Below are 25,772 nucleotides of genomic sequence, written 5' to 3'. Positions count from 1 at the left end.
TCACCGGGGCGTCAGCGGTCGCCGTCCTCCGTGGGATGTGGGATCCCTTTTCGGGCCATCAGATCATCCAGAGCGGCCACGAGGTCCTCCATGGTGACCGGTTCACCACCGGAGTGACGCAACGCGGCCTGTTCCCCGCCGAGTGCCAGAAACCCCTGGCGCAGGGCGCTCGCCAGCAGCGCCGTCTTGATCTTCTCCAACTCGTCGGCGAGGGCCTCCCCTTCAAGCTTCGAAAGGAACCCGTGTTCCACGCCGTAGAACCGCTCCAGGGGTCTGCTGTACTCCTCGCGAGCACTGCGCTGGCCCTTGACGAGGAAGCCGATCAGGGTGTGCGCGAGGCCGAGTTCCTCGGCGATCCTGCGATAGCTGTCCCCCTCCGGGGAGGACGAGTCGGCCCGGCGCTTGCGGAGCAGATCGAGGCGTTGGCTCACCATCTGCCGGTAGAACTCCACCCTCGCCTTGCTCTCCCGCGGCGGCTGCTGCGGCTCGGCGCCGCCCAACAATGCGCGCACGCGGTCCGGCCCGACGCCGGTCGCCGTGGTGATGGCCGTGACGTCGAGGACCTGGTCCAGGCTGTACCCGACGCGCTGGGCTGCCTTCTCGATACCGCGCAAGAGCTGAGCGATATCAGCCGCTGTCACCTCGCGGGAGCGATCGTTCACCTGAGGGTCTCCAGGGGGCCGGATTGACGGATGCGCGCCCGTAGCGTATCCGCCCCGTCTCCTCTACGACCAAGAGTGCAGTCATTCGTTCAGGAATGTAGTCATTCGTTGACGGCCGGCTATGCGCGAGTGGCGGCATGTGCCTCGGTGGCAAGGGCCGCAGCTTCGAGAACCAACGGATGGGTCAGGTGCTGCGCCACGCGTACGAGGTGTTCGCGCTCGGCGGTGGGGTCGATGTCCGTGCCGGGCAGCCGAGAGAGGCGGGTCCGGGGCGGAATGGTCGGCAGGGCCTCGGCGCGGGCTTGCGCTGCGTGCAACATCGTCGCGGCTGCTTGCGCTGCGACCAGGTCCCAGTCGCCGCCGTGGTGTTGCGGCGTGACTCGATGTCGAGGTCCGGTCTGTGCCAGCCGGGCAACGGCCAGGGACGGGGAGCGGCTCCACCAGGGGCTGAGTCGCCCCACACCGTCGTTGACCTCCACCATGGTGGAGTTGAGGCCGAGATCGGTGTAAAAGCGCGTCCATAGGGAGAACCACCTCGGTGCGAACACCGCATGTTCGTGCTCCCCGGCGGTCGGGTCCTTCTTGACGACGAGGTCGTGCAGAGGCTGTAGGGCCCTTTGGGCGCGTCGCTCGGCGCGACGTCTGCGCCAGACCAACGAGGTCAGAGCGATGTCGGTGGCGACGCAGCCGGCCATGGTGGCCAGCCAAGCGCTCTCGTCCAGCCGGTCGAGGCGGTGAGGACCGGTGGCAGAGCCGATCATGGCGACTGCTGTGACGAGGGCGTTCACCAGGTCGAAGCCCAGAGCCACAGTGAGCCACCCGAGTGCTCTCCTCAGACTCTCGACCATGTTGGTGTGGCCGGGGATCCGCACCGATCGGCACTGGTGCACGGTGACGGTGACGGTGGTGATCAGTGTGGTCCAGTAGACGGCATACAGTGCGCGGACCTCGGGCACATGGGCGTGGCCAGCGGCGAAGGTCAGGGGTGTGGCCGGACTTGGAGCAGCATGCAAGTACAACGCGGTCATGACAGTGACGGCGCCGACGTAGACGGGCGCCCACCGGGTGGTTGTGCGGCGCAGGAGATCAGGTGCTCGCCTTTCGGGTTGCCAGAGCCGGCTCATGGCGTGCGCGTGGGCGACGCACACCAGGGTGCTGACAAGGAGCAGGAGGGCGCCGATGTTGGGAGAGTGCAGCATCCGGCCGACGCTCCGGTACACGACCGGCGTGTCGAGCAGGAGGGTCAGCCCGGTGAGGCCGAGCACGCCAGCGCTCAGTCGTAGCGTCCACTCCCGCTGGTGGCGTACAGCCAGCCCTTTGACGGTACCGAGCCCCAGTGTGGTCGCCGCAAGGATCAGGTTGGCGACCGTGAGGAGTGTGCTCGTCACAGGAAGCGGCTGTTGCTCAGGGCGGCGGCAAGTGAGCCTGTGCTCTTGCTCGTTGTGTCGAGGTCGAGCAGCAGGAGTACTACACGTGCGAAGACCTCGCACGTGTGTTCCTCGTCGTGCTTATAGCTGGCGCGCAGCTTTGCGGGCCGGGTGAGCAGGTCGTCACGGACCCTGGCAGGTAGGACGGCCATCTGATTCTCGAGGTCCTGGAGGGTCACGCCGTCGAAGTGGCTGTGCACGGCAACGGTGGACGCGGTGGATTCGATGGCGGCCGGGCCAGTCACATCGGCAGGGGATAACTCGCCCGCATCGGCGGGGAATAGGTGGCGCACCTCATGCAGAAGGACGTGCGCCTGATGGCGGAGGCTGAGCCGGTCGCTGATGCCGATATGGTCCGTGTCCTTGCCCTGCACGGCTATGCCCGTCACGTGGGGCGGCAGACCGGGCAGCAGGAACAATTCGACCTTGCGGTTTCGCAGATATGCGACGGCGTCCAACACGTCTTGTGGCCCTGCCCCGGGCCGTAGGCCGAGTCGGTCATGGAAGGCTTCGAGGGCTGCGCGGCGTTCACGGGACCAGGCCCGGTGTTTGCGTAAGGCTTCACCTAAGCTCATCGGCGGGTCGACCCTCCCTGTCCAGCCGGGAGGTGGTGCGGAACAGGCGCTGCCGCCGTGTCATGGAGCGTCCGGACGATGTAGGCCGTCACCATATTTTCTCCCCCGTCCCCTGAGCAGGTCATGCCTGGGTCAGGGGAGCGAAGTTATCAGCCTGCGCCGTGTGAAGTTGATGCATGAGACAGGTTTTTGCGCGGACTTGAGGTTTCCAACCTCTCCCATACCTTTCCTTCACCAGTTGCTTCTTTGCCGGTAACCGCCTCACATTTCCTTCCTCGCAAGGCGTGTCGGAATCTGCCGACGGGGACGTTAGAGGCCGTTGTCTTTTCGATCTTGGGAGATGCGCGTCGAACGGGAGTCCCGATCGGGTGGTCGCGGGGTGCTGGCTGCATACGAACAGGGCCTCCTGAACAGCTCGTTGGTGTCGAATCACCGAGCAGCAGGAGGCCCTGGTGCAGCAGTCTTGCGTGCCGATGGCCGGGCAGCCCAGTGCGGTCACCTGGGAGTGTGACTGTCTGGCTCACCGGTTCGGAAACGCCGCCGACAACGGGACGCGCCAGCCTCGCTACCCGACGGACATGACGGACGGGGAGTGGGCCGTGGTCCCCCCGCTGCTGCCGGTGCCGGGCTGGATGCGTGGCCGGGGCCTGGTCCCTATGGCGCCGCCGACATCAGGTCCGTGCCCGCGACTGTCACTACCGCCGACGCGGGGTCACGGCATGAAGATCCACAACTACGGCTGGAGTATTAAGAGGTGGGTCACGTCGTGCCGCGGACGTTCAAGCTTGGTGTCAGGACGATAGGGGGTGGCAGTTCGCCTGCGAGGAGCTGGTCGACTTGGTGGATGGCCACTTCGCCCAGCCGTCGCTTGTCGAGGTGGAGGGTGGTCAGTGGCGGGTCGACCAGATCGACGACGCTCAGCCCGTCGTAGCCGACCAGTGCGCAGTCGTCCGGTACGTGAACGCCGATGCGGCGGGCAGCCCGGAGGGCGCCGATCGCGACCAGGTCGTTGAAGGCGACCACGGCGGTGATGTCTGGGCGCGCGGCGTACAGCGCCTCGAAGGCGGCGGCGCCCCCGGCCGGGGACTGCTCACCCATGACGACCCAGCCCTCGTCGACCGGCAGCGCGTGTTCGCTGACGATGTCGAGGAAGGTGCGGTGCCGGACCATCGGGGCGCTCAGGCACTCGCAGTCGATCATGCCGATCCGGCGGTGACCCCGGTCGATGAGGTGCTGCAGCCCGGCCCGGATTCCGGCCGCGGTGTCGATGTGGACCAACGCGTGGTTCGACGAGTCCAGCCCGCGATCGACTATGACCAGCGGCACGCTACCCACGTACGGTTCGAGCTGCGCATCGGAATGGCTGATGTAGCCGACAAGAGCGTCAACCTGTTGGCTGAGTGAGCGGACCAATGCCAGCTCCCGGGACCGGTCGTTCTCGGTGCTGGCCACGAGCACCTGCCAGTCGCGTTCGTCCGCGGCCGCAATCACTCCTGCCACGAACTCCGGGAAGAAGGGGTTGACCACGTCGGGGACGATGAGCCCGACGGATACGACGTCCGGTCGGACCAGCCCCCGGCCGAACCGGCTGGGCCGATACCGCAGCTGCCTTGCGACATCGAGCACGCGTTGCTGAGTGGCCGGGTCGATCTCCCCCTTGGCGTTGATCGCCCGGGAGACGGTCTGATGGGACACGCCTGCCGCCCGAGCCACGTCGCGGAGCGTGACGCGCTTGACGGTCTTCGCAGCCCGTACCGGCTGGTCTTCCGTTTCCCGCTGTCCGGCCACGCTGCCCACTCACTTCCGTTCTGGTGCCGCCCTGTGCCCAAGTCAATCAGGCTCACCGGCCCGCCGCGCCACCACCCGACCGGCACTGCACCGGCAGCAAGGCAGCGCCGGAGCGCCGTCGGCGGATCGTGAGTAGTCCGGCGGCTGGCGTTGACGGAATCCGGTCGCATGAGCAAGACTTCCGTTAGCGGTCACGTTAACGGTAACGAAGCAGACGAAGGAGAGCGCAGTGGCTTCTTTGAGGGGCCCCTTACCGCACGAGCCCCACCAGATGTTCCGTGGCGTGTTCTGCGGCTGGCACACAAAGGCCGGCGTCTTCTCGGCGCTGCCGGATGCACCTGTGGAGCCGGACGATCCGCAACGGCAGCCTTGGTGGCGCCGACTGATGGTTCGGCGGCAGAAGCCGAACACCGACGAATCTTCGCTCCGTCGGTCCACGGCGCGTCCCCGGGGCTGTCCTGTTCCCGGCGGGGATAGCCGGAGCTGACAAGAAGTGTTCCCTGATTCGAGGTTCAGCTCCTCCAAGGGCCGGATCGCGGGTGAGTCCGCGGTAGCGAGGCGACACATGTGCCGATCGCCAGAACGCCGCTGCGAACAGCGGCGGCAACGACGCCTGGAGAAGGCGAACCAAGAACGGCAAGGTGGCGAAGGGGCACCCCTTCTCCCGGCTGTCGGCTCCGTGTCCCGGCCCAGCTTCTCGCGGACTTGTCCGCGCATCCGGTCGTGGAGCTCGGGGACCAGGCCGTGGTCACGCCAGCGGCGAAAGAACGCGTAGCCCCGGCCCCAGGGCGGGAAGTCGGCGGGCATGGCCCGCCTTATGTCGAATCGAGCCGGGCTGGTAGTGCGGCCGATTGCAGAGGAAGCAGCCGTCCCAGAGCGGGAGCGCGCTGAGGACGCGGTGGCGCACGCACGAGGCCATCGCGGCCTCGTGCGGGCCGGGGAAGCCGCGTGCGGCGCTGCTGTCGGCGGGCGGGGTGCAGGACTCCACCATGGTCGTGAAGCGGTGCAGGTAGTCATGCACGCGGGGTGGGTGGTAGCCCAGCTCGCTCCAGCGATGTCCGCTCGCCGCGAGTGCTGTGGCCCGCAGCACGAAGTCCTTCGCGCGGGCGCGTTCCCGCTCCGTCGCACCCCAGTCGAACTCCGCCAGGTCGAACCCGACGGCACCGCGCCCCATGACGTTCTGGTCCTGCAGGGTCAGCAGCGCCGCGAAGCGGAAGTCCCAGTCCTCGGAGGCGAGATCGGACACGGCCGGCATCAGCACGTCGATGAACACCGCGGTGGCGCCATTGGACAGGTCCAGGTCGTGGCTACCGCAGGAGAAGACGTTGCTCACCGACCTATGATGCGATCCCGGCCCTCCACCTGCTTGGAGAAGACGCATGACGGATGCGAGCACCGGCAAAGTGGTCGTGAACAGGGTGATGTCCCTCGATGGGTTCATCGCCGGTCCCGGCCACACGATGGACTGGATCTTCGAGCACATGACGTCGGCGACGTTCCCGGAGGTCATGGCGGCCACGGGCGCCATGCTCATCGGCCGGGGCACGTACGAGGTCGGCAAGCGCATGTCCGACGAGAACACCGGCTACGACGGCGGGGCGCAGTTCGTCCTCACCCACCGCCCGCCCGACGAGCCGGACCCCAGCGTCACCTTCCTCACCTGCAACATCGAGGAAGCCGTGGCCACGGCACGCCGCGCCGCCGGCGACAAGAACCTGGAGATCCTCGGCGCCGATGTAGCCGCCCAGTGCCTGCAGCGCGGCCTCGTCGACGAGATCCTGGTGTATGTGCTGCCGGTGCTGCTCGGCGACGGCGTCCGCTTCGCGCCGCCGGGCCTCGACCGGATCGACCTGGAACCGTTCAGCAACGTCCAGTCGGGCGGGGTCACCATGCTGCGCTTCCACGTGCGCAAGTAGGCACGGTCGCAATTACTGGCCTGAAGAACCACCCCCTGTCCGTCGGCTCCACGGGCACCTGGGTCCAGTTGTTCTCCGCCGCCATGATCTTCAACAGGCGGTACGGGGTCTCATTCGCGGGGACGTTCACCACCGGCCTGTCTCAAGCGGTCCGCGAGTGTGGATCAGGCGAGCCTGTAGTCCGCGTGCGGCACCGCCAGGGCCCAGACGGCCTCGAACGCGTCCGCGCACAGCTTCACGACGGCCGGATCGTCGGAGAACTCCTCGTCCGGAGCAAGTTCGCAGTCGCCGGCGAAGTGGTGGAAGACCACCGAGCTGTCGTCGAACAGCCAGAAGTCATTCCCGGGCAGGGCCAGCCCAGAAGCTCGACGGCGAGCCAGCCAGCGCACTTGCTCGCCCGCCTCTACGTTTGGACCGGTCAGGTGGTGTTCGAATCGGATGTAGTCCGACACGGGCTCTGACGCAATCCGGGCCCTGCGTACCTCAACGCCCATCGGGCTGAACACGATCGCGCTACAACGAAACCGACCCACCCGACTGGGCACACCGCTGGCCGGCGGAACTGCTCTGGGTAACCCACGAACCGTGAGTTCCGCCGTGCCGAGCCGTGAAGGCATCCCCTCGCCGGGCAGGTCTAGGGGACCGCTGCTTGTCCCCCGCCCCTAGGCGGTTTCGTTCGGATCACCGTTCAGCCGCCGCCTGTGCCCTACAGGGTTACGAGGATCTTGCCGGTGTGCGCGTTGGACTCCATCAGCCGGTGCGCGTCGGCAACGTGATCCAGCCCATCGAAGGTCTCGGCGATCACGGGCGCCAGCGTGCCGTCGGTCAGTCCCGAGCCGATGTATGCGGCGGCGCGCCGCCGGAGGTCGGAATGCTCCACGAGAGTGCCGTTGTTGTACATGTGCACCGTCTGGGGCCAGTTCAGACCCAATTGTGCCGGACGCGGGTCGAGCCAGCCGTACAGCACCGCCGTGCCGCGGGGTGCGAGGGCGTCGCCGAGTGCGGCGAAGCCGGGACCGCCGATGGCGTCGAAGACGATCTCCGCGCCCTTGCCCTCGGTGATCCGACGGACCTCTGCGACCAGGTCCTCGGAGTCCGTCGCGATCACATGGGCCGCGCCGAGCTCCAAGAGCCGCTGCCGCTTCCGCGGGCCGCGCGTGGTGGCGATGGGGATCGCGCCGTGCCGCAGGGCCGTCTGCATCGCGGCTGTGCCGACACCGCTCGACGCGCCGGTGATCACCACATGGTCGCCGGGGGCCATCCCAGCGGTCTCCACCAGCCCGCCGTATGCGGTTGTGTACGTCAGCCAGGCCGCCGCCGAGGTCACGGCGTCGGCGCCGGCGGGGCGATTCACCACCGATTCCTGCAGCAACACAACCCGCTCGGCGTACACGCCGTGGACTCCGAAGTCGAAGTTGGCCGCGGCCATCACCGGGTCGCCAGGCACGAAGCCGGTCACGCCCTCGCCGACCGCCTCGACGACCCCGGCGGCCTCGTAGCCGAGTCGTGAGCCAGGCAGGGTGGGTGGGTAGTAGTAGGTGCCCGCGCGGAACAGGGCGTCGGCGCGATTGAGGCCGATCGCGTCCACGCGGAACAGCACCTCACCGGGGCCAGGCGGGCCGAGCGGCACGTCCTCGACGCGAAGCACCTCGGGACCGCCGAGTTCGTGGAAGAGAACCGCCTTGGTGTGAAGGGAAGTCGTCATGAGACGACGCTATGTATCGGCCGCGAGACGATCCATGTCGCAATGTCTTCCCTTACTGTCCGATCGTCTCGCGGATCGCATGCCGTACGGTTCGAGCATGGATGTGCTCAGCGACGCCGTCGCCGCCATGCGCACGGGACGACCGCACTCCTCCCGCACGGCGCAGACCGCTCCGTGGGGCGTGCGGTTCCCCGCCTCGCAGGGCGCCGGATTCCACGTCGTACTCCAGGGCGCGGCCTGTCTCCTGCGCCCAGGGGAAGCCGCTCCGGTACCCCTCGGGTCCGGCGACGTGGTCTTCCTGCCGCACGGCTACGGGCACGCCCTGGCCGACCATCCCGACACTCCCCTGGAGGATTTCGCGCTGGGGCCGGACGGATCGTGGCCGGTGCTGGCGGATCCCGGACCCGGTCTGGACGACGCGGACACGGTGCTGCTCTGCGGTGCCTACCAGTTGAACCGGTCGCGGGCGCACCCGCTGCTCTCGGAGCTGCCTCCAGTCGTCCACATCCGGTCCGGGGTCGGGACACACCACGGCCTTCGGTCCGCCCTCGACCTGCTAGGCGCGGAACTGGCGGATCCGCACCCCGGATCCGACGCGATCGTCTCCGGCCTCCTGGACACGCTGCTGGTGTACCTGCTGCGCACCTGGTGGCTGCGGAAATCCGCGGAGGGGCGGGAGGCGACGGGCTGGGCGGCAGCCCTGCGGGACCCCGCGGTGACCACCGCACTGCAGGCGATGCACTCCGACCCGGCCCTGCCCTGGACGGTGGAGGGGCTGGCCTCCCATGTCGGCCTGTCCAGGGCCGCATTCGCGCGCCGCTTCACCGCCCTGGTGGGCAGATCGCCCCTGGCCTACCTGACCTGGGTGCGCATGACGGCGGCGGGCCGACTGCTTCGCTCGGGCGACACATCGCTGCGCGCCGTGGCGGAACGCGCGGGCTACACCTCGGAGTTCGCCTTCGCCAAGGCGTTCAAGCGCGAGTACGGCATCCCACCGGGGAAGTACCGTCAGCGTCCCGCGGTTGCCGCCGGCCGCTAGGGGCTTTCGTTTGGGTCATCGGACAGACCACAGAAAGATGCCGGCGATGTGGAGTCCGGCCAGGCAGATGGTGTCGGTCTTCTCGTAGCGGGTGGCGATGCCACGCCACTGGGGGAGAGGACGGGCCGCGCAGCCTGTCGGTAACGGCCGTCCGTGTTCGTTTCGCCGTACAACCTCTCATCCCGCCCTCCGCCGGGGTGAGAGCAAAGTTCCTTTCCGGTCACCCGACGCCACAGACAGGAAACGCGCCCTCCCTACCTTCGGGACTCATACCGCTCAGCACCGCAAAGAACCGCCCGAGCCCCGGAGCACCGTGGAGGCGTCATGACAGCCCCTAGCCAGGCCCCCGCCCAGAGCAGGGGAGGCCGCTGGATCGATCACTGGGATCCCGAGGACGAGACCTTCTGGAACGAGACCGGAGAGAAGGTGGCCCGCCGCAACCTCATCTTCTCCGTGCTCTCCGAGCACATCGGGTTCTCGATCTGGACCCTGTGGTCCGTGATGGTGCTGTTCATGGGGCCCGAGTACGGGCTCACCCCGGCCGACAAGTTCTTCATCGTGTCGATGGCGACGCTGGTCGGCGCGATCGTCCGGGTCCCCTACACCTTCGCGGTCGCGGTCTTCGGTGGCCGGAACTGGACCATCGTCTCGGCCTCGCTGCTGCTGCTCCCCACCATCGCCGCCTTCATCGTGATGGAGCCGGGGACCTCGTTCACCACCTTCCTGCTGTGCGCGATGCTCGCCGGCATCGGTGGCGGGAACTTCGCGTCCAGCATGACCAACATCAACGCCTTCTTCCCGCTGAGGAAGAAGGGGTGGGCGCTCGGCCTCAACGCCGGCGGCGGCAACATCGGTGTCCCTGTCGTGCAGCTGGTCGCCCTCGCGGTCATCGGCGCGAGCGGCGGGCCGCGGGTGCTGCTCGGGATCTACATCCCGTTCATCATCGTCGCCGCGATCCTCGCCGCGATGTACATGGACAACATCTCGTCCGTGAAGAACGACACCGGTGCCACCAAGGAGTCCGTGAAGGACGCCCACACCTGGATCATGTCGTTCCTCTACATCGGGACGTTCGGCTCGTTCATCGGCTACAGCTTCGCGTTCGGCCTTGTCCTTCAGACGCAGTTCGGGCGTACGCCGTTGCAGGCCGCGTACGTCACCTTCATCGGCCCGCTGCTGGGCTCGCTGATCCGGCCCGTGGGCGGTGCGCTCGCCGACCGCTTCGGCGGCGCGAAGATCACACTGTGGAACTTCGTCGCCATGGCCGCGGCGACCGGCTGCATCGTGATCGCGTCCACGCAGAAGTCGCTGCCGCTGTTCACTGTGGCGTTCATCGCGCTGTTCGTGCTGAGCGGCCTCGGCAACGGGTCGACGTACAAGATGATCCCCGGCATCTTCCAGGCCAAGGCGACCGCCATGGGGCTCGAGGGTGAAGAGGCCGCCGCCTACGGCCGCCGGCTGTCCGGTGCCTCGATGGGTCTCATCGGTGCGGTGGGCGCGCTCGGCGGGCTGGGCATCAACCTCGCTCTGCGGCAGTCGTTCCTGAGCGTGGGCTCCGGCACCGGCGCCTTCGTCGCCTTCCTCGCCTTCTACGGCGTCTGCTTCGTGGTCACCTGGGCCGTATACCTTCGCCGCCCGGCCGGGCAGGCTCCGGCCACCGCCGCCGCATCGGAGGCGAAACCGCAGCTCAGCTACGCCGAGGTGTGACGTAACACCAGCGACATCAAGTCGAACCGAGCCTGTCACGCACCGTTGACAGGCTCGGTCGGCATGCAGGCAGAAGAGCCGAAATGCCTCATGTGAGGTAGCGCCTGATCTGAGGTAGTGCCTGATGTGAGGCAGTGCCTCATGCAGGGCCCGTGGCCTCACCTGGGTCATACGGTGCAACGACTCGAGTGCGGGACGAGAGTTTATGGACGACGAACAGCAGCGACCGGAACACGGGCCCCTTGCCGGGTTCACTGTGGGTGTCACCGCCGCGCGCCGGGCCGATGAGCTCGGGGCGCTGCTCCAGCGGCGCGGTGCCGCCGTTCTGCACGCCCCGGCCCTGCGGATCGTGCCGCTCTCCGACGACGGGGAGCTGCTCGCCGCCACCAAGGACATCGTCGAGCAGGTGCCGGACATCGTGGTCGCCACGACCGCGATCGGCTTCCGGGGCTGGGTCGAGGCCGCCGACGGGTGGGGCCTCGGCGAGGACCTGCTGGACCGGCTGCGCGGGGTGGAGCTGCTCGCGCGCGGACCCAAGGTCAAGGGCGCGATACGGGCCGCCGGGCTGACCGAGCACTGGTCGCCGTCCAGCGAGTCCATGGCGGAGGTGCTCGACCGGCTCCTGGAGGAAGGGGTCGAGGGGCGTCGTATCGCCATACAGCTGCACGGTGAGCCGCTGCCGGGATTCGTCGAGTCGCTGCGGGCCGCCGGCGCGGAGGTCGTCGGTGTGCCGGTCTACCGGTGGATGCCGCCGGAGGACATCGGGCCGGTCGACCGGCTGCTCGACGCCGCCGTCTCGCGCGGCCTGGACGCGCTCACCTTCACCAGCGCGCCCGCCGCCGCGTCCCTGCTGTCCCGCGCCGAGGAGCGCGGTCTGCTGCCCGAACTGCTCGCCGCCCTGCACCACGACGTACTGCCCGCCTGTGTCGGCCCGGTCACCGCGCTGCCGCTCCAGGCCCGTGGCGTGGACACGGTCTCGCCGGAACGCTTCCGGCTCGGCCCGCTCGTCCAGCTGCTCTGCCAGGAACTGCCGGCCCGGGCGCGGGCCCTGCCGATCGCCGGGCACCGGGTGGAGATCCGGGGCCACGCGGTCCTGGTCGACGGTGAGCTGAAACCCGTACCGCCCGCCGGAATGTCCCTGCTGCGGGCCCTGTCCCGGCGGCCCGGCTGGGTCGTCGCCCGGGCCGAACTGCTGCGTGCGCTGCCCGGTGCCGGCCGCGACGAGCACGCCGTCGAGACCGCGATGGCCCGGCTGCGTACGGCACTCGGGGCGCCCAAACTCATCCAGACCGTCGTCAAACGCGGCTACCGGCTCGCACTCGACCCGGCCGCCGACGCCAAGTACGCCGACGCCTGACGGCCGCGGCCGTACAGCACCAGCGCCCGGGCCAGGAACGCCAGCGCGAGCGTCGACAGCAGCGCGCGTACGACGTTCCAGGCCACCCACATGTCCTCGAACTCCTCACGCGCGGCCGACGCCGATGTGCCGGTCTCGGCGAGGTCGTTGTTCAGCGGGATGTTCACGACGACCGTGACGAGGAAGGTGAGGGCGTACGCCGCGAGGCCCGCCCACACCCACTTCCGGCAGGGCGCCCCGCGTAGTTGCCACGCCGACACCGCCGCGAGCAGCAGCGCCCCCATGAAGCTCAGGAAGAACACGGGGTTCTGGATCGCGTCGTTGATGTTCCGCATGACCTCGACGTACGCCCGGTCGTCGCTGCGGGCCAGGCCCGGCATCACCCCGCACGCGAAGACATAGAACGACCCGGCGATCAGCCCCATCGCGACCGTGGCCGCACCCAGTACGAATCCAGTGCCAGTGCTGTTCTGCGTCATGCCCTCAGTCAACGGCCCGCGCCGTGGACGGAACATGGCCCAGACGCGCGTCGGCATGCGCAAACGTCCACGCCGGGCCGGTACGAGGGGTTCCGGCCTGAGCAGGCGGGAAGGCACTGTTAGAGGGAACGGTTCTCTGGACGCGCCCCAAAGGGGCGCGGGGAACTGCGCGACCAGCCACGACGGCGCCGCAGTCGAACGACGGCACAGCACATCACGGCGCATCCAGCGAAGCGCTTAGGCGGGTGACAGGCACATGGCATTGGGTACGGTCTCGGGCGCGTCCTCGTCCGCGTACGACCTGCGCTTCGACGCCGGGCGGATCTGCCTGGATCTCCTCGCGACCACGCACCCCGGCGAAAAGCTCGACTCCGTCGAGGTGCTGCACGCCTGGATCACCGGCTCGGGGCTCGTCCCGCCGGGCACCCCGCTCACCCACGCCGACGCCTCCTGGCTGGTGGGCTTCCGTGAACTGCGCGGCCACATCGGCCGGTTGGTGCACGGCAGGCTGTCGCCCACGACACCGCCGTACGACCGCTCGCTCGCCCGCGTCAACGAACTCGCCCGCACCGCACCCCCGGCCCCACGCGCCCTGCGTCGCGAAGACGGCACGCTGGTGCGGGAGTTGGACCCGCCGGAGTACCCCGCGCTGCTCGGCGCGATCGCCCGGGACACCGTCGAACTGCTCACCGACCCCGTCGCGCGAGCAAGTCTCAGACAGTGCGAAGGGGACAACTGCCCCATTGTGTACGTCGACTCCTCCCGGGGTCGCAGGAGGCGCTGGTGCTCCAGCGAGGTCTGCGGAAACCGCGAACGGGTGGCCCGGCACCGCCGCCGCGCGGCACTCGCCCGCGCCTAGCGCCCGATAAGTCCCGTATGCGAAACGGCTGTCGAAGTGATTTCGACAACACTCCGTGACCCTGCCGCATGCCCCTGGCAAGGGTATCGATCTCGCCAGTGTGGCGGAAATGTAAAGACAAGGCGGGGGGAATGTGCGGCCATGTCCCCCTCGTCACGTCACCCATAAGAAAAATGTCACGTCACTTTGAACACACCGCTGTTGGCTTCCGTACCGGTTGTCGAGCGAGCGACTGGGGGAACCCCCGGACATCGGAGGTGGGCGTGCGCAAGGATTCCGTCGTGGCCAATGAACGTGCATCGAGGGCCCGACATCGCATGTCCCAGCCCTCGGAACCAGATGAGGAGCTGATGCGTGCGCTGTACCGAGAGCACGCCGGACCTCTGCTCGCTTATGTCCTTCGGCTGGTCGCCGGAGACCGGCAGCGCGCCGAGGACGTCGTGCAGGAGACACTCATCCGTGCCTGGAAGAACGCCGGTCAGCTCAATCGAGCGACCGGATCTGTACGCCCCTGGCTGGTGACGGTCGCACGCCGCATCGTCATCGACGGCCACCGCAGCCGGCAGGCCCGGCCGCAGGAGGTCGATCCGTCGCCGCTGGAGGTCATCCCCGCGGAGGACGAGATCGACAAGGCGCTGTGGTTGATGACGCTGTCGGACGCGCTCGACGACCTGACCCCCGCCCATCGGGAGGTGCTCGTAGAGACTTACTTCAAGGGGCGTACGGTCAATGAGGCGGCCGAGACGCTCGGCATACCGAGTGGCACAGTGCGCTCACGGGTGTTCTATGCCCTGCGATCGATGAAGCTGGCACTGGAGGAGCGGGGGGTGACGGCGTGATGAGTGTGTACGGGGGACATCAGGGATTCGGCTCGGGTGGTCCGGGTATGTCTGGCCCTATGCAGGGATCTCCGGGCCCGAACGAGCACGAGACCGTCGGCGCCTACGCTCTCGGGATTCTCGACGACGCCGAGGCAACCGCTTTCGAGGCACATCTCGCCGGCTGCGAGTGGTGCGCCCAGCAGCTCGACGAACTCGCCGGGATGGAGCCGATGCTGGCCGCCCTCGCGGACCTGCCCGGCACCGGTACGCCCGCCATCGGCGAGTCGCTGTCCGCCAAGCCCTCCCCGCGGCTCGCGGAGAAGCTGGTCAACGAAGTCGCCGAGCGACGCGCCATGACCCGTCGCCGTTCCTTCTACATGGTGGCGGCCGCGGCGGCGCTGATCGTCGGCGGTCCGGTCGCGGCGGTGGCGACGACGGCCGGCGACGAGGGCACGGGCGGCGGCAACGAGACGCTTTCGGCCAGCCCCGCCAAGGAAGCCTTCGACCACATGTCCGACAAGATCTCGGCGACCGACCCGACCACCAAGGTCAGCGCCAGCGTCGCCCTGGAGCCGAAGGCCTGGGGCACCCACGCCGTCCTTGAGCTCAAGAACGTCAAAGGCCCTCTGAAGTGCTCTCTCATCGCCGTCGGCAAGAACGGCGAACGCGAGACGATCACCTCCTGGTCCGTCCCGAACTGGGGCTACGGCATCGAGAACGCCAAGACCGAGCAGGCCAGGAACCCGCTCTACGTCCACGGCGGCGCCGCCTTCACACCGAACGAGATCGACCACTTCGAGGTCATGACCTTCGAAGGGAAGCGGCTTGTCGAGGTAGACGCATAGCTTTCCGGGGCCCCCTTCGCGTACCTTTGACGGCTGCCCAGCACGTCAGAAGGGGGCCCGGTGGCCGCTCAGGCTCAACAGGAAACCGCGCTCGACTCCTCCGCCCAGGACTCCGTACGCGACGACTCCGTGCGCGACCGGGAGATCGGCGTCGAACAGGAACACCTGGACCGGGTGTACCAGCGGCTCGAGGAGAAGATCCACGAGGCAGAGTTCCTCATGAACGACGCCGCCAAGCGCGGCCAGGTCGGCACGCCCGGCGCACTCGCCGAGCGTGATGCGCAGGTCTTCCGGGCGGGCATCCACCTCAGCCGCCTGAACAACGAGTTCGAGGACTTCCTCTTCGGCCGTATCGACCTGCTGCTCGGCAAGGACGGCAAGAAGGGACCCGACGGCGCGTACACCGCGGTCGAGCCCGCCGACGGCGCCGTGCGCGACGACGGCACGGCCGACATCGCCGAGACCCTGCACATCGGCCGGATCGGAGTCCTCGACCAGGACTACGCACCGCTGGTCATCGACTGGCGCGCACCCGCCGCCGCACCCTTCTACCGGTCCACCCCGGTCGATCCGGGACGGGTGGTACGCCGCCGGGTGATCCGCTCCAAGGGCCGCCGTGTCCTCGGCGTCGAGGACGACCTGATGCGCCCCGAGCTGAAGGCCACGCTGGACGGCCATGCGCTCCCGGTGATCGGTGACGGCGCCCTGATGGCCGCGCTCGGACAGGCCCGCAGCCACACCATGCGCGACATCGTCGCCTCCATCCAGGCCGAGCAGGACCTGGTCATCCGCGCCCCCGCCGCCTCCGTGACGTACGTCGAGGGCGGCCCCGGCACCGGCAAGACCGCGGTGGCGCTGCACCGGGCGGCGTATCTGCTGTACCAGGACCGGCGCCGGTACGCGGGCGGCATCCTCATCGTCTCGCCGACCCCGCTGCTGGTCGCGTACACCGAGGGCGTCCTCCCCTCCCTCGGCGAGGAGGGCCAGGTCGCCATTCGCGCCATCGGCTCCCTCGTCGACGGCACCGAGGCCACGCTGTACGACTCCCCGTCGGTGGCCCGCGCCAAGGGCTCGTACCGCATGCTGAAGGTGCTGCGGAAGGCGGCGCGGGGGGCGCTGGAGTTCGGGCGGGGGGCCGTGATCGACGCGGGTGCCGCGGCGGGGAGGCCTGCTGTCTCCGGCCGACCGGCCTCCGGCCAGCTCGCCTCCGGTCAGCTCGCCTTCGGCGAGGAGAGCGATCGGAGCGACGACGCCACGCCCGTACAGAACGGGGCACCCGCCGCTCCGCCCGCCCGGCTGCGCGTGGTCGCATTCGGGCGCCGGCTCGAGCTGGAGGCGGCGGAGCTGGAACGTATCCGCCACGCCGCCCTCAGCGGCACGGCCCCCGTGAACCTGCTGCGCCCGCGCGCCCGCAAGCTGCTGCTCGACGCGCTGTGGGAGCAGTCGGGCGCCGCGGCCCGGCACACCGACCCCGAGCTGGCCGCCGAGCTGCGGTCGTCGTTCGACGAGGACATCACGTCCGAGGACGCCTTCATCGCCTTCCTCGACGCCTGGTGGCCGGAGCTCACACCGAAGCACGTCCTGGCCGCCATGGCCGACGAACGCCGCCTGGGCCGCTGGGCCCGGCGGATCCTCAACCCCGGGGAGATCCGCAAGGTGGCCCGCTCGCTCAAGCGGGACGGCCACAGCGTGCACGACATCGCCATGCTCGACGAGCTCCAGGCGATCCTCGGCACCCCCGCCCGCCCCCGCAAGAAGCGCGAGCTGGACCCGCTCGACCAGCTCACCGGGCTCGACGAGCTGATGCCCGTACGCGAGGAGTCGCAGCGCGAGCGGGCCGAGCGGCTGGCGCAGGAGCGTGTCGAGTACGCGCACGTCATCGTCGACGAGGCCCAGGACCTCACGCCCATGCAGTGGCGCATGGTCGGCCGCCGCGGCCGGCACGCCACCTGGACGGTCGTAGGCGACCCCGCCCAGTCCTCCTGGTCCGACCCCGACGAGGCCGCCCAGGCCCGCGACGAGGCACTAGGCACCCGCCCGCGCCGCCGCTTCCAGCTCACCGTGAACTACCGCAACCCGGCCGAGATCGCCGAGCTGGCGGCGAAGGTACTGGCACTGGCCATGCCCGGCTCCGAGTCACCGAAGGCGGTCCGCTCCACCGGCGTCGAGCCACGCTTCACCGCTGTCCGCGACTCCCTCGGCCGGACCGTCCGAGAGGAGGCCGCCCGGCTGCTCGACCGCGTCGACGGCACGGTCGGCGTCGTCGTCGCCATGAACCGGCGCGAGGAGGCCCGCCGCTGGCTCACCGGCCTCGGCGACCGGGTCGTGGCGCTCGGCAGCCTGGAGGCGAAGGGCCTGGAGTACGACGCGACAGTGGTCGTCTCGCCCGCGGAGATCGCCGACGAGAGCCCGGCGGGCCTGCGTGTGCTGTACGTCGCACTGACCCGGGCCACCCAGCAGCTGACGGTGGTGTCGGGGGAGCGGGACGAGCCGGACTCGACCGGGGTCCCGGACCTTCTCCGGGATTGATCCAGATGGACTCCAGCGACGGGAATGGGCTTACGGGATCTGTTTGTTAGCCTGGGTGTGGCACCGGCCCGATCCAAGCCCCCGGGCCCAACCTTCGTCGCTACGAGCGACCACTTGCCGCGAGGCGAGCATGGCGGGTCGGTGTCACTGAACATGCGAGAGGCTCACGTCACCCTGTGACGTGAGCCTCTTTCGCTGTGAACAAAAAGTCCGCAATCCGGGGCGGCTACCAGCTACCCGGCAGTAGGTGCGACGATCGGACGGCATCCAGCGTCACACGGTGAAAGCAGAGGAAGTCGGCCATGGCAACGGCGCCCAGCGTCTCCTACTCGATGACGGTCCGGCTGGAGGTGCCCGCGAGCGGTACCGCGGTCTCCCAGCTCACCACGGCCGTCGAGTCCCACGGAGGCTCGGTGACCGGCCTCGACGTGACGGCTTCCGGCCATGAGAAGCTCCGCATCGACGTCACCATCGCGGCGACCTCCACGACACACGCCGACGAGATCGTCGAGCAGCTGCGCGGCATCGAGGGCGTCACCCTCGGCAAGGTCTCCGACCGTACGTTCCTCATGCACCTCGGCGGCAAGATCGAGATGCAGTCCAAGCACCCCATCCGCAACCGTGACGACCTCTCCATGGTCTACACGCCGGGTGTGGCCCGCGTCTGCATGGCGATCGCCGAGAACCCCGAGGACGCCCGGCGCCTGACCATCAAGCGCAACACGGTTGCGGTCGTGACGGACGGCTCTGCGGTCCTCGGCCTCGGCAACATCGGCCCGATGGCCGCCATGCCGGTCATGGAAGGCAAGGCGGCCCTCTTCAAGCGCTTCGCCGACATCGACGCCTGGCCGATCTGCCTGGACACCCAGGACACCGACGCGATCGTCGAGATCGTCAAGGCGATCGCCCCCGGGTTCGCCGGCATCAACCTCGAGGACATCTCCGCACCCCGCTGCTTCGAGATCGAGGCACGGCTGCGCGAGGCCCTCGACATCCCCGTCTTCCACGACGACCAGCACGGCACCGCGATCGTCGTGCTGGCCGCGCTCACCAACGCACTTCGCGTGGTGGACAAGGGAGTTGAGAACGTACGGGTCGTCATGTCGGGCGCCGGCGCGGCCGGTACGGCGATCCTGAAGCTGCTCATCGCCGCGGGCGTGAAGCACGCCGTCGTCGCCGACATCCACGGTGTCGTGCACGCCGGACGCGAGGACCTGATGGCCGCCGCCCCCGACTCGCCGCTGCGCTGGATCGCCGACAACACCAACCCCGAGGGCATCACCGGCACCCTCAAGGAGGCCGTGCGCGGCGCCGACGTCTTCATCGGCGTCTCCGCCCCGAACGTCCTCGACGCCGACGACGTGGCCGCCATGGCCGACGGTGCCATCGTGTTCGCGCTCGCGAACCCCGACCCCGAGGTCGACCCGGCAATCGCCCGTCAGACGGCGGCTGTTGTGGCCACCGGCCGCTCCGACTTCCCGAACCAGATCAACAACGTGCTGGTCTTCCCGGGCGTCTTCCGCGGCCTCCTCGACGCCCAGTCCCGCACGGTCAACACCGACATGATGCTCGCGGCGGCGAAGGCCCTGGCGGACGTGGTGACCGAGGACGAGCTCAACCCGAACTACATCGTGCCCAGCGTCTTCAACGACAAGGTCGCGGGTGCGGTGGCGGGCGCGGTGCGGGAGGCCGCCAAGGCGGCGGGCGCGACGGCGTCGTAGGCTCGTCGGTGTGTGGCCTGCTGTGAGGATCGCCACGACGGGCCTTAACCCGGCGCGTCGCGGAACGCAGGGCCTTTGGCCGCCGTTTATCGTTGCGGCCAGGCTCAGCCCTCTTTTCGTGTGACTCCCAAGGGTGTTCTCACGACTCCTACGGGTGCCGGATTGGCTTTCCCGCCGCAGGTAGGGGCAGGATGCCTCCCTGGGCGCGAGGGTCCGATGGCGGACCCGGGTCCGGGGAATGTCCGAGGGCCCTGGCAGCATCGACTTCGCAGTGCCCGATATGCGGCTCCGCCGCGTGGCACGCCTCATACGGCAAGAAGAACACGGGAGTAACAACATGAACCGCAGTGAGCTGGTGGCCGCGCTGGCCGACCGCGCCGAGGTGACCCGCAAGGACGCCGACGCCGTTCTGGCCGCGTTCGCCGAGACCGTCGGCGAGATCGTCGCCAAGGGCGACGAGAAGGTCACCATCCCCGGCTTCCTGACCTTCGAGCGCACCCACCGTGCCGCTCGCACCGCGCGCAACCCGCAGACCGGCGACCCCATCCAGATCCCGGCCGGCTACAGCGTGAAGGTCTCCGCGGGCTCCAAGCTCAAGGAAGCGGCCAAGGGCCAGTGACCTTGCCTGTGCACCACGGGACGGTGTACGGCGCCTGAGTAACGCCAATGGGGCGGCCCCTTCACCAGGGGCCGCCCCATCGTCGTACGAACGACTGCTAAGCGCTCCGCGGGCAGTGCCGCGATAGTCCGTCGATCGTCCGCGGGCCCGTTGTGGCCGGTCGCGCAGTTCCCCGCGCCCCTTCGGGGCGCTGCCGAACCGCAGTCGACTTCACCAAGGCCGCTTAGCCGAGCGCCTTGCCGAGCAGTTCCACCTTCGCGCCGAGCTCGATCAGCTTCTCCATGCTGTGTCTATCCGGGGGCTAACCCCCGGACCCCCAGCCGAGAGCGGCGCTGCCCCGGGCCGGAGCCAAGAGCCGCGGTTATCCGAGCGCCTTGCCCGGCAGTTCCACCTTCGCGCCGAGCTCGATCAGCTTCTCCATGAAGTTCTCGTAGCCGCGGTTGATGAGGTCGATGCCGTGGACGCGGGACGTGCCCTGGGCCGCCAGCGCCGCGATGAGGTACGAGAAGCCGCCGCGGAGGTCGGGGATGACCAGGTCGGCGCCCTGGAGCTTGGTGGGGCCGCTGACGACCGCAGAGTGGAGGAAGTTGCGCTGGCCGAAGCGGCAGTTCGAGCCGCCGAGGCACTCGCGGTAGAGCTGGATGTGGGCGCCCATCTGGTTGAGCGCGGAGGTGAAGCCCAGGCGGGACTCGTAGACCGTCTCGTGGATGATCGAGAGGCCCGTCGCCTGCGTCAGCGCCACGACGAGCGGCTGCTGCCAGTCCGTCTGGAAGCCGGGGTGGACGTCCGTTTCGAGCGCGATGGACTTCAACTGGCCGCCGGGATGCCAGAAGCGGATGCCCTCGTCGTCGATCTCGAAGGCCCCGCCCACCTTCCGGTAGGTGTTGAGGAACGTCATCATCGAGCGCTGCAGGGCGCCACGGACGTAGATGTTGCCCTCGGTCGCCAGCGCCGCGGACGCCCAGGAGGCGGCCTCCAGGCGGTCCGGGAGGGCGCGGTGGGTGTAGCCGCCGAGCTTGTCCACACCGGTGATGCGGATGGTGCGGTCGGTGTCCATCGCGATGATCGCGCCCATTTTCTGCAGGACGCAGATCAGGTCCTCGATCTCCGGTTCCACGGCGGCGTTGGAGAGTTCCGTCACGCCCTCCGCGAGCACCGCCGTCAGCAGCACCTGCTCGGTCGCGCCGACAGACGGGTACGGCAGCTGGATCTTGGTACCGCGCAGCCGCTGCGGAGCCTCCAGGTACTGCCCGTCCGCCCGCTTCTCGATCTTCGCGCCGAACTGCCGCAGCACCTCGAAGTGGAAGTCGATGGGCCGGCCGCCGATGTCGCAGCCGCCGAGGCCGGGGATGAACGCATGCCCGAGGCGGTGCAGCAGCGGACCGCAGAACAGGATGGGGATGCGCGAAGAACCCGCGTGGGCATCGATGTCGGCGACATTCGCGCTCTCCACGTGCGACGGGTCCAGGACCAGTTCGCCCGGCTCCTCACCCGGACGGACCGTCACCCCGTGCAGTTGCAGCAGGCCGCGTACGACACGCACGTCACGGATGTCCGGAACGTTGCGCAGTCGACTCGGCGCGCTGCCCAGCAGGGCGGCGACCATGGCCTTCGGTACGAGGTTCTTCGCACCGCGGACACGAATCTCGCCCTCCAGCGGAGTTCCGCCGTGGACAAGCAGGACATCGTCGTTGACGGTCATGTATCTCGCGTTCCGATGAGTTGGGCAGGGCCGGACAGACAGAGTAATCGCCGCCGACCCCCCTTCCGTAAGTCCAAGTACCACCCAGCTCCGTCATAGCTCTGTCACAACACGAACCGTTCGTACACGGGCACATGGGGTCACTGGCCGAGTCGTGCGCCTGGGACGCACCGCTGAGCCCTGAGCTGCATTCACTCCCGAACCCGCATTGCCTCCCCGCGCGAAGGGAAGATGCGGGATCATGTCTGGCATGACCGAGGTGTCCTCGCTCACAGGGCGGTTGCTCGTGGCAACACCCGCCCTGGCGGACCCGAACTTCGACCGCGCGGTGGTGCTCCTTCTCGACCACGACGAGGAGGGCTCGCTCGGTGTCGTCCTCAACCGCCCCACCCCGGTGGACGTGGGCGACATCCTGGAGGGCTGGGCGGATCTCGCCGGGGAGCCCGGTGTCGTCTTCCAGGGCGGCCCGGTGTCCCTGGACTCGGCCCTCGGCGTGGCCGTCATCCCGGGCGAGCCCGCGGGCGGGTACGTGCCGCTGGGCTGGCGCCGGGTGCACGGCGCGATCGGGCTCGTGGACCTGGAGGCCCCGCCGGAACTGCTCGCCTCGGCCCTCGGCTCCCTGCGCATCTTCGCCGGTTACGCCGGCTGGGGCCCCGGCCAGCTGGAGGACGAGCTGGTGGAGGGCGCCTGGTACGTCGTGGAGTCGGAGCCCGGCGACGTGTCCTCCCCGTCCCCGGAAAGACTCTGGCGCGAGGTCCTGCGCCGCCAGCGCAACGAGCTCGCGATGGTCGCCACCTATCCGGACGACCCTTCGCTCAACTGAGACATGTGAGCTTCAGTACCCTTGGGCCTATGAGCACTCTTGAGCCTGAGACCCAGCCGCAGCGCGGGACTGGTACGGGGACCCTCGTAGAGCCGACGCCGCAGGTGTCCCACGGCGACGGTGACCACGAGCGCTTCGCCCACTACGTCCAGAAGGACAAGATCATGGCGAGCGCCCTCGACGGCACCCCCGTCGTGGCGCTGTGCGGCAAGGTCTGGGTACCGGGCCGCGACCCGAAGAAGTACCCGGTGTGTCCCATGTGCAAGGAGATCTACGAGTCCATGGGCGCCGGCGGCGACGACAAGGGCAAGGGCGGCAAGGGCGACAAGTAGCTCTCCGGCCAGTCGTAGGTAAGTAAGGCCCCCAGCACGTTTTGCGTGCCCTGGGGGCCTTTGTGCTGTCTATGCGTTGCGTAGAGCGAAACCTTCATTGCGTATGCTGCGGGTCTGGCTCTTCCGGGAGGTCGGCAACCAGCCGAAGGAGAAGGTCGTCGACTCCGTCGTCAACGCCTTCGAGAAGGAGCATGAGGGTGCGAAGGTCGAGGTCGAGTACATCCCGATCGAAACCCGCGCCCAGCGTGTCAAGGCCGCCTTCAACGACCCCAAGTCCGCTCCCGACGTCATCGGTGATCTGGGACTTCAAGGTCTTCACCCAGATCTACGTGATGACGAACGGTGGCGGCATCGCAGGCCAGAACCTCGTGCTGAACGCTGTACGCGTATCAAAAGGCCTTTGCGTCCTCGCAGTACAGCCTCGGCTCGGCGATCGGCGTGGTGATGCTGCTGATCCTGCTGGCGGTCACGCTCGTGTACTTGGGGTTGTTGCGCAGACAGGGGGAGGAGCTGCACTGGTTGGTGCTCAGCGCCTTCAAACCGGCCGGAGAGATCGAGTCGACCGAGCCGCGGCCGTGGACGCCGGCGCCCTCGCTGGATTCCTTCCGGCGAGTCTTCGGGCAGCAGGAATTCGGCCGCTACTTCGTCAACAGCCTTGTGGTGGCCTGCACGGTCGTGGTCGCCCCGGCGCTCATCGCGTTTCTCGCCGCCACCGCGGTGACACGATTCCGCTTCCGTTTCCGGACCACCCTGCTGATCATGTTTCTGGTGGCCCAGATGGTGCCCGTGGAGGCGCTGACGATCCCGCTGTTCCTGCCGCACATCGCCTTCTCGCTGCCCTTCGCGATCTGGATGCTGCGGGGGTTCGTGAAAGCCGTTCCGGAGGCGCTGGAGGAGGCCGCGTACATCGACGGGGCGAGCCGGACGTGATTCCTGTGGCAGATCCTTTTCCCGCTGGTCTTCCCGGGGTTGGTGGCCACCAGCGTGTTTTCCTTCATCTCGGCCTGGAACGACTTCCTGTTCGCCAAGTCCTTCATCATCAGCGACACCTCCCAGCCGACCCTGCCGATGGCCCTGCTGGTCTTCTACAAGCCGGACGAGCCGGACCGGGGTGGTGTGATGGCGGCGTCCACGGTGATGACGACTCCGGTGCTGATCTTCTTCGTGCTCGTGCAGCGACGGCTGGTGTCGGGGCTGGGCGGAGCGGTAAAGGACTGACGTGACTGAACTGATTCCGGTACCTCACCAGATGGAGCGGACCGAGCGCTTCTTCGAACTCGGCGACGGCTTCGGGATCGAGGCCGGGCCGGGCACCGAGGACACCGCGCAATGGCTGCGCGCGACGCTCGGCGCGGCGACCGGGCTCGCGCTGCCGCCCAAGAAGGGGGACGAGTACGACGTCCTCCATCTGTCCGTCCGGCCCGGCCTCGACGCCGAGGCCTACCGCCTCGTCATCGCCCCCCATGGCGTCCACATCCAGGGCGGCTCGCCCGCCGGTGTCTTCTGGGGCGCCCAGACGCTGCGCCAGCTTCTCGGCCCCGACGCCTTCCGGAGAGCACCCCTTCCCGGCCGTACGTGGCGGCTGCCCCTGACGGAGATCCGGGACTCCCCCCGATTCCGCTGGCGCGGCCTCATGCTCGACGTGGCCCGGCACTTCATGCCCAAGGACGGTGTCCTGCGCTACCTGGACCTGATGGCCGCCCACAAACTCAACGTCTTCCACTTCCATCTGACGGACGACCAGGGCTGGCGCATCGAGATCAGGAAGTACCCCCGGCTGACGGAGGTCGGCTCCTGGCGGGCCCGCACGAAATTCGGCCACCGTGCCTCGCCGCTGTGGGAGGAGAAGCCGCACGGGGGCTTCTACACCCAGGACGACATCCGGGAGATCGTCGCGTACGCCGCCGAGCGGCATATCACCGTCGTCCCCGAAATCGACGTACCGGGACACTCGCAGGCCGCCATCGCCGCGTACCCGGAACTCGGCAACACCGACGTCATCGACACCTCCGCGCTCTCCGTGTGGGACACCTGGGGGATCAATCCGAACGTACTCGCACCCACTGACAACACCCTGCGCTTCTACGAGGGGGTCTTCGAGGAAGTCCTGGAACTGTTCCCCTCGGAGTTCATTCACGTCGGCGGCGACGAATGCCTGAAGGACCAGTGGAAGCAGTCGCCGACCGCGCAGGCCCGCATCAAGGAACTCGGGCTCGCGGACGAGGACGGACTGCAGTCGTGGTTCATCGGCCACTTCGACCGGTGGCTCTCCGCGCGCGGGCGCAGGCTCATCGGCTGGGACGAGATCCTGGAGGGCGGTCTGGCGCCGGGCGCCGCGGTGTCCTCGTGGCGCGGGTACGCGGGCGGAATCGCCGCCGCCCGGGCCGGTCACGACGTCGTCATGTGCCCTGAACAGCAGGTGTACTTGGACCACCGCCAGGACGCGGGCGCGGACGAGCCGGTCCCCATCGGCTACGTCCGCACCCTGGAGGACGTCTACCGGTTCGAACCCGTTCCACCCGAGCTGACGCCGGAACAGGCCCGGCGCGTCATCGGGACGCAGGCCAACGTGTGGACCGAGGCGATGGAGGACCACGCGCGCGTGGACTACCAGACGTTCCCCAGGCTGGCGGCCTTCGCCGAGGTGGCGTGGAGCCTCGGCCTGCCCGCCCCCGCGGAACGGGACTTCGCCGATTTCGAGCGGCGGATGGCCGTCCACTACCGGCGACTTGACGCCCTGGGAGTCGCCTACCGGCCGCCTACAGGGCCGTTGCCGTGGCAGCAGCGGCCGGGTGTGCTGGGCCGTCCCATCGAGGGGGCGCCGCCGAACAGGTAAGGGATCAGGTATGGGAACACGCATGGGAAC

General features: G+C 68.7%; 21 protein-coding genes and 4 pseudogenes. 16 read left to right on the top strand and 9 right to left on the bottom strand.

All coding sequences use genetic code 11. The features are described 5' to 3' along the window. Window positions 1-11: 11 nt before the first annotated feature. The 5 genes from QQY66_RS18470 to QQY66_RS18450 form a co-directional block, all read right to left on the bottom strand. Window positions 12-662 carry a hypothetical protein gene (locus tag QQY66_RS18470; RefSeq protein ID WP_301981454.1) on the bottom strand — a complete coding sequence of 217 codons (651 nt, stop codon included), beginning with the start codon at window positions 660-662 and terminating at the stop codon, window positions 12-14. 119 nt (window positions 663-781) lie between these two features. Then, window positions 782-2,050, bottom strand: a complete 1,269-nt coding sequence (locus QQY66_RS18465; protein ID WP_301981453.1) for a hypothetical protein — start codon at window positions 2,048-2,050, stop codon at window positions 782-784. Beyond that, window positions 2,047-2,550, bottom strand: coding sequence for a hypothetical protein (locus QQY66_RS18460; protein ID WP_301981452.1), 504 nt, complete (start codon window positions 2,548-2,550; stop codon window positions 2,047-2,049). The genes QQY66_RS18465 and QQY66_RS18460 overlap by 4 nt, the downstream gene beginning before the upstream one ends. Before the next feature lie 873 nt (window positions 2,551-3,423). Next, a complete protein-coding gene (locus QQY66_RS18455) occupies window positions 3,424-4,452 on the bottom strand; it encodes a LacI family DNA-binding transcriptional regulator (RefSeq protein WP_301981451.1) in 1,029 nt (342 codons plus the stop codon). A 748-nt stretch (window positions 4,453-5,200) separates the two neighbouring features. Beyond that, on the bottom strand, window positions 5,201-5,785 hold the full coding sequence (locus tag QQY66_RS18450; RefSeq protein ID WP_301981450.1) for a hypothetical protein: 585 nt from the start codon (window positions 5,783-5,785) through the stop codon (window positions 5,201-5,203). 46 nt (window positions 5,786-5,831) lie between these two features. On the opposite strand from QQY66_RS18450, the gene QQY66_RS18445 reads away from it, so the two are divergent. Then, window positions 5,832-6,368: a dihydrofolate reductase family protein gene (locus tag QQY66_RS18445; protein WP_301981449.1), complete on the top strand. Its 537-nt coding sequence runs from the start codon at window positions 5,832-5,834 to the stop codon at window positions 6,366-6,368. Between the two features lie 164 nt (window positions 6,369-6,532). Here the strand turns inward: QQY66_RS18445 and QQY66_RS18440 are convergent. Both QQY66_RS18440 and QQY66_RS18435 read right to left on the bottom strand, forming a co-directional pair. Then, window positions 6,533-6,859 (bottom strand): annotated as a pseudogene (locus tag QQY66_RS18440) (DUF6879 family protein); the annotation flags it as partial. A 215-nt stretch (window positions 6,860-7,074) separates the two neighbouring features. Beyond that, window positions 7,075-8,073 (bottom strand): zinc-dependent alcohol dehydrogenase family protein, encoded by a 999-nt coding sequence (locus QQY66_RS18435; protein ID WP_301981448.1) that lies wholly within the window; start codon window positions 8,071-8,073, stop codon window positions 7,075-7,077. A gap of 97 nt (window positions 8,074-8,170) precedes the next feature. On the opposite strand from QQY66_RS18435, the gene QQY66_RS18430 reads away from it, so the two are divergent. From QQY66_RS18430 to QQY66_RS18420, 3 genes are all read left to right on the top strand, one after another. Then, window positions 8,171-9,112, top strand: coding sequence for an AraC family transcriptional regulator (locus QQY66_RS18430; RefSeq protein ID WP_301981447.1), 942 nt, complete (start codon window positions 8,171-8,173; stop codon window positions 9,110-9,112). Between the two features lie 324 nt (window positions 9,113-9,436). Further along, window positions 9,437-10,819, top strand: coding sequence for a NarK/NasA family nitrate transporter (locus QQY66_RS18425; RefSeq protein WP_301981446.1), 1,383 nt, complete (start codon window positions 9,437-9,439; stop codon window positions 10,817-10,819). A gap of 205 nt (window positions 10,820-11,024) precedes the next feature. Next, window positions 11,025-12,176, top strand: a complete 1,152-nt coding sequence (locus QQY66_RS18420) for a uroporphyrinogen-III synthase (RefSeq protein ID WP_301981445.1) — start codon at window positions 11,025-11,027, stop codon at window positions 12,174-12,176. Here QQY66_RS18420 and QQY66_RS18415 read toward each other — a convergent pair. After that, complete coding sequence (locus QQY66_RS18415) at window positions 12,125-12,655, bottom strand: DUF1772 domain-containing protein (protein ID WP_301981444.1); 531 nt, start codon at window positions 12,653-12,655, stop codon at window positions 12,125-12,127. The genes QQY66_RS18420 and QQY66_RS18415 overlap by 52 nt on opposite strands. A 256-nt stretch (window positions 12,656-12,911) precedes the next feature. Between QQY66_RS18415 and QQY66_RS18410 the strand changes: the two genes are divergently transcribed. The 6 genes from QQY66_RS18410 to QQY66_RS18385 all read left to right on the top strand — a co-directional run bounded on the left by QQY66_RS18410 (window position 12,912) and on the right by QQY66_RS18385 (window position 20,049). Further along, window positions 12,912-13,514 (top strand): CGNR zinc finger domain-containing protein, encoded by a 603-nt coding sequence (locus QQY66_RS18410; RefSeq protein ID WP_301981443.1) that lies wholly within the window; start codon window positions 12,912-12,914, stop codon window positions 13,512-13,514. A gap of 317 nt (window positions 13,515-13,831) precedes the next feature. After that, the gene (locus tag QQY66_RS18405) at window positions 13,832-14,353 is read left to right on the top strand and encodes a sigma-70 family RNA polymerase sigma factor (RefSeq protein ID WP_010039908.1); all 522 of its coding nucleotides are present in this window, start codon (window positions 13,832-13,834) and stop codon (window positions 14,351-14,353) included. Beyond that, a complete protein-coding gene (locus QQY66_RS18400; RefSeq protein WP_301981442.1) occupies window positions 14,353-15,180 on the top strand; it encodes an anti-sigma factor in 828 nt (275 codons plus the stop codon). The genes QQY66_RS18405 and QQY66_RS18400 overlap by 1 nt, the downstream gene beginning before the upstream one ends. A gap of 60 nt (window positions 15,181-15,240) precedes the next feature. After that, a complete protein-coding gene (locus QQY66_RS18395) occupies window positions 15,241-17,709 on the top strand; it encodes a UvrD-helicase domain-containing protein (RefSeq protein ID WP_301981441.1) in 2,469 nt (822 codons plus the stop codon). A gap of 302 nt (window positions 17,710-18,011) precedes the next feature. Continuing rightward, window positions 18,012-19,430 carry an NAD-dependent malic enzyme gene (locus QQY66_RS18390; RefSeq protein WP_301981440.1) on the top strand — a complete coding sequence of 473 codons (1,419 nt, stop codon included), beginning with the start codon at window positions 18,012-18,014 and terminating at the stop codon, window positions 19,428-19,430. A 337-nt stretch (window positions 19,431-19,767) separates the two neighbouring features. Then, on the top strand, window positions 19,768-20,049 hold the full coding sequence (locus QQY66_RS18385; RefSeq protein ID WP_054220032.1) for an HU family DNA-binding protein: 282 nt from the start codon (window positions 19,768-19,770) through the stop codon (window positions 20,047-20,049). A 361-nt stretch (window positions 20,050-20,410) separates the two neighbouring features. Here QQY66_RS18385 and murA read toward each other — a convergent pair whose 3' ends face one another. Next, the gene (murA, locus tag QQY66_RS18380) at window positions 20,411-21,751 is read right to left on the bottom strand and encodes a UDP-N-acetylglucosamine 1-carboxyvinyltransferase (RefSeq protein WP_301981439.1); all 1,341 of its coding nucleotides are present in this window, start codon (window positions 21,749-21,751) and stop codon (window positions 20,411-20,413) included. A 250-nt stretch (window positions 21,752-22,001) separates the two neighbouring features. Here murA and QQY66_RS18375 point away from each other — a divergent pair, with 250 nt between their 5' ends. From QQY66_RS18375 to QQY66_RS18350, 6 genes and pseudogenes are all read left to right on the top strand, one after another. Continuing rightward, window positions 22,002-22,574, top strand: a complete 573-nt coding sequence (locus tag QQY66_RS18375) for a YqgE/AlgH family protein (RefSeq protein WP_301981438.1) — start codon at window positions 22,002-22,004, stop codon at window positions 22,572-22,574. A gap of 29 nt (window positions 22,575-22,603) precedes the next feature. Next, window positions 22,604-22,906, top strand: coding sequence for a DUF3039 domain-containing protein (locus tag QQY66_RS18370; RefSeq protein WP_210580022.1), 303 nt, complete (start codon window positions 22,604-22,606; stop codon window positions 22,904-22,906). Between the two features lie 106 nt (window positions 22,907-23,012). Then, window positions 23,013-23,198: pseudogene (locus tag QQY66_RS18365) on the top strand (ABC transporter substrate-binding protein); the annotation flags it as partial. Further along, window positions 23,197-23,419: pseudogene (locus QQY66_RS18360) on the top strand (sugar ABC transporter permease); the annotation flags it as partial. The pseudogenes QQY66_RS18365 and QQY66_RS18360, both read left to right, overlap by 2 nt. Then, window positions 23,417-24,124, top strand: a pseudogene (locus QQY66_RS18355) (carbohydrate ABC transporter permease); the annotation flags it as partial. The pseudogenes QQY66_RS18360 and QQY66_RS18355, both read left to right, overlap by 3 nt. Window position 24,125: 1 nt before the next feature. Continuing rightward, window positions 24,126-25,742, top strand: a complete 1,617-nt coding sequence (locus QQY66_RS18350) for a beta-N-acetylhexosaminidase (protein WP_301981437.1) — start codon at window positions 24,126-24,128, stop codon at window positions 25,740-25,742. Window positions 25,743-25,772: the final 30 nt, after the last annotated feature.

This window comes from Streptomyces sp. DG2A-72 (assembly GCF_030499575.1).
Classification (GTDB): Bacteria; Actinomycetota; Actinomycetes; order Streptomycetales; family Streptomycetaceae; genus Streptomyces.
The sequence above is the reverse complement of the archived record's forward strand: the minus strand, read 5'-3'. Positions and strand labels throughout refer to the sequence as shown.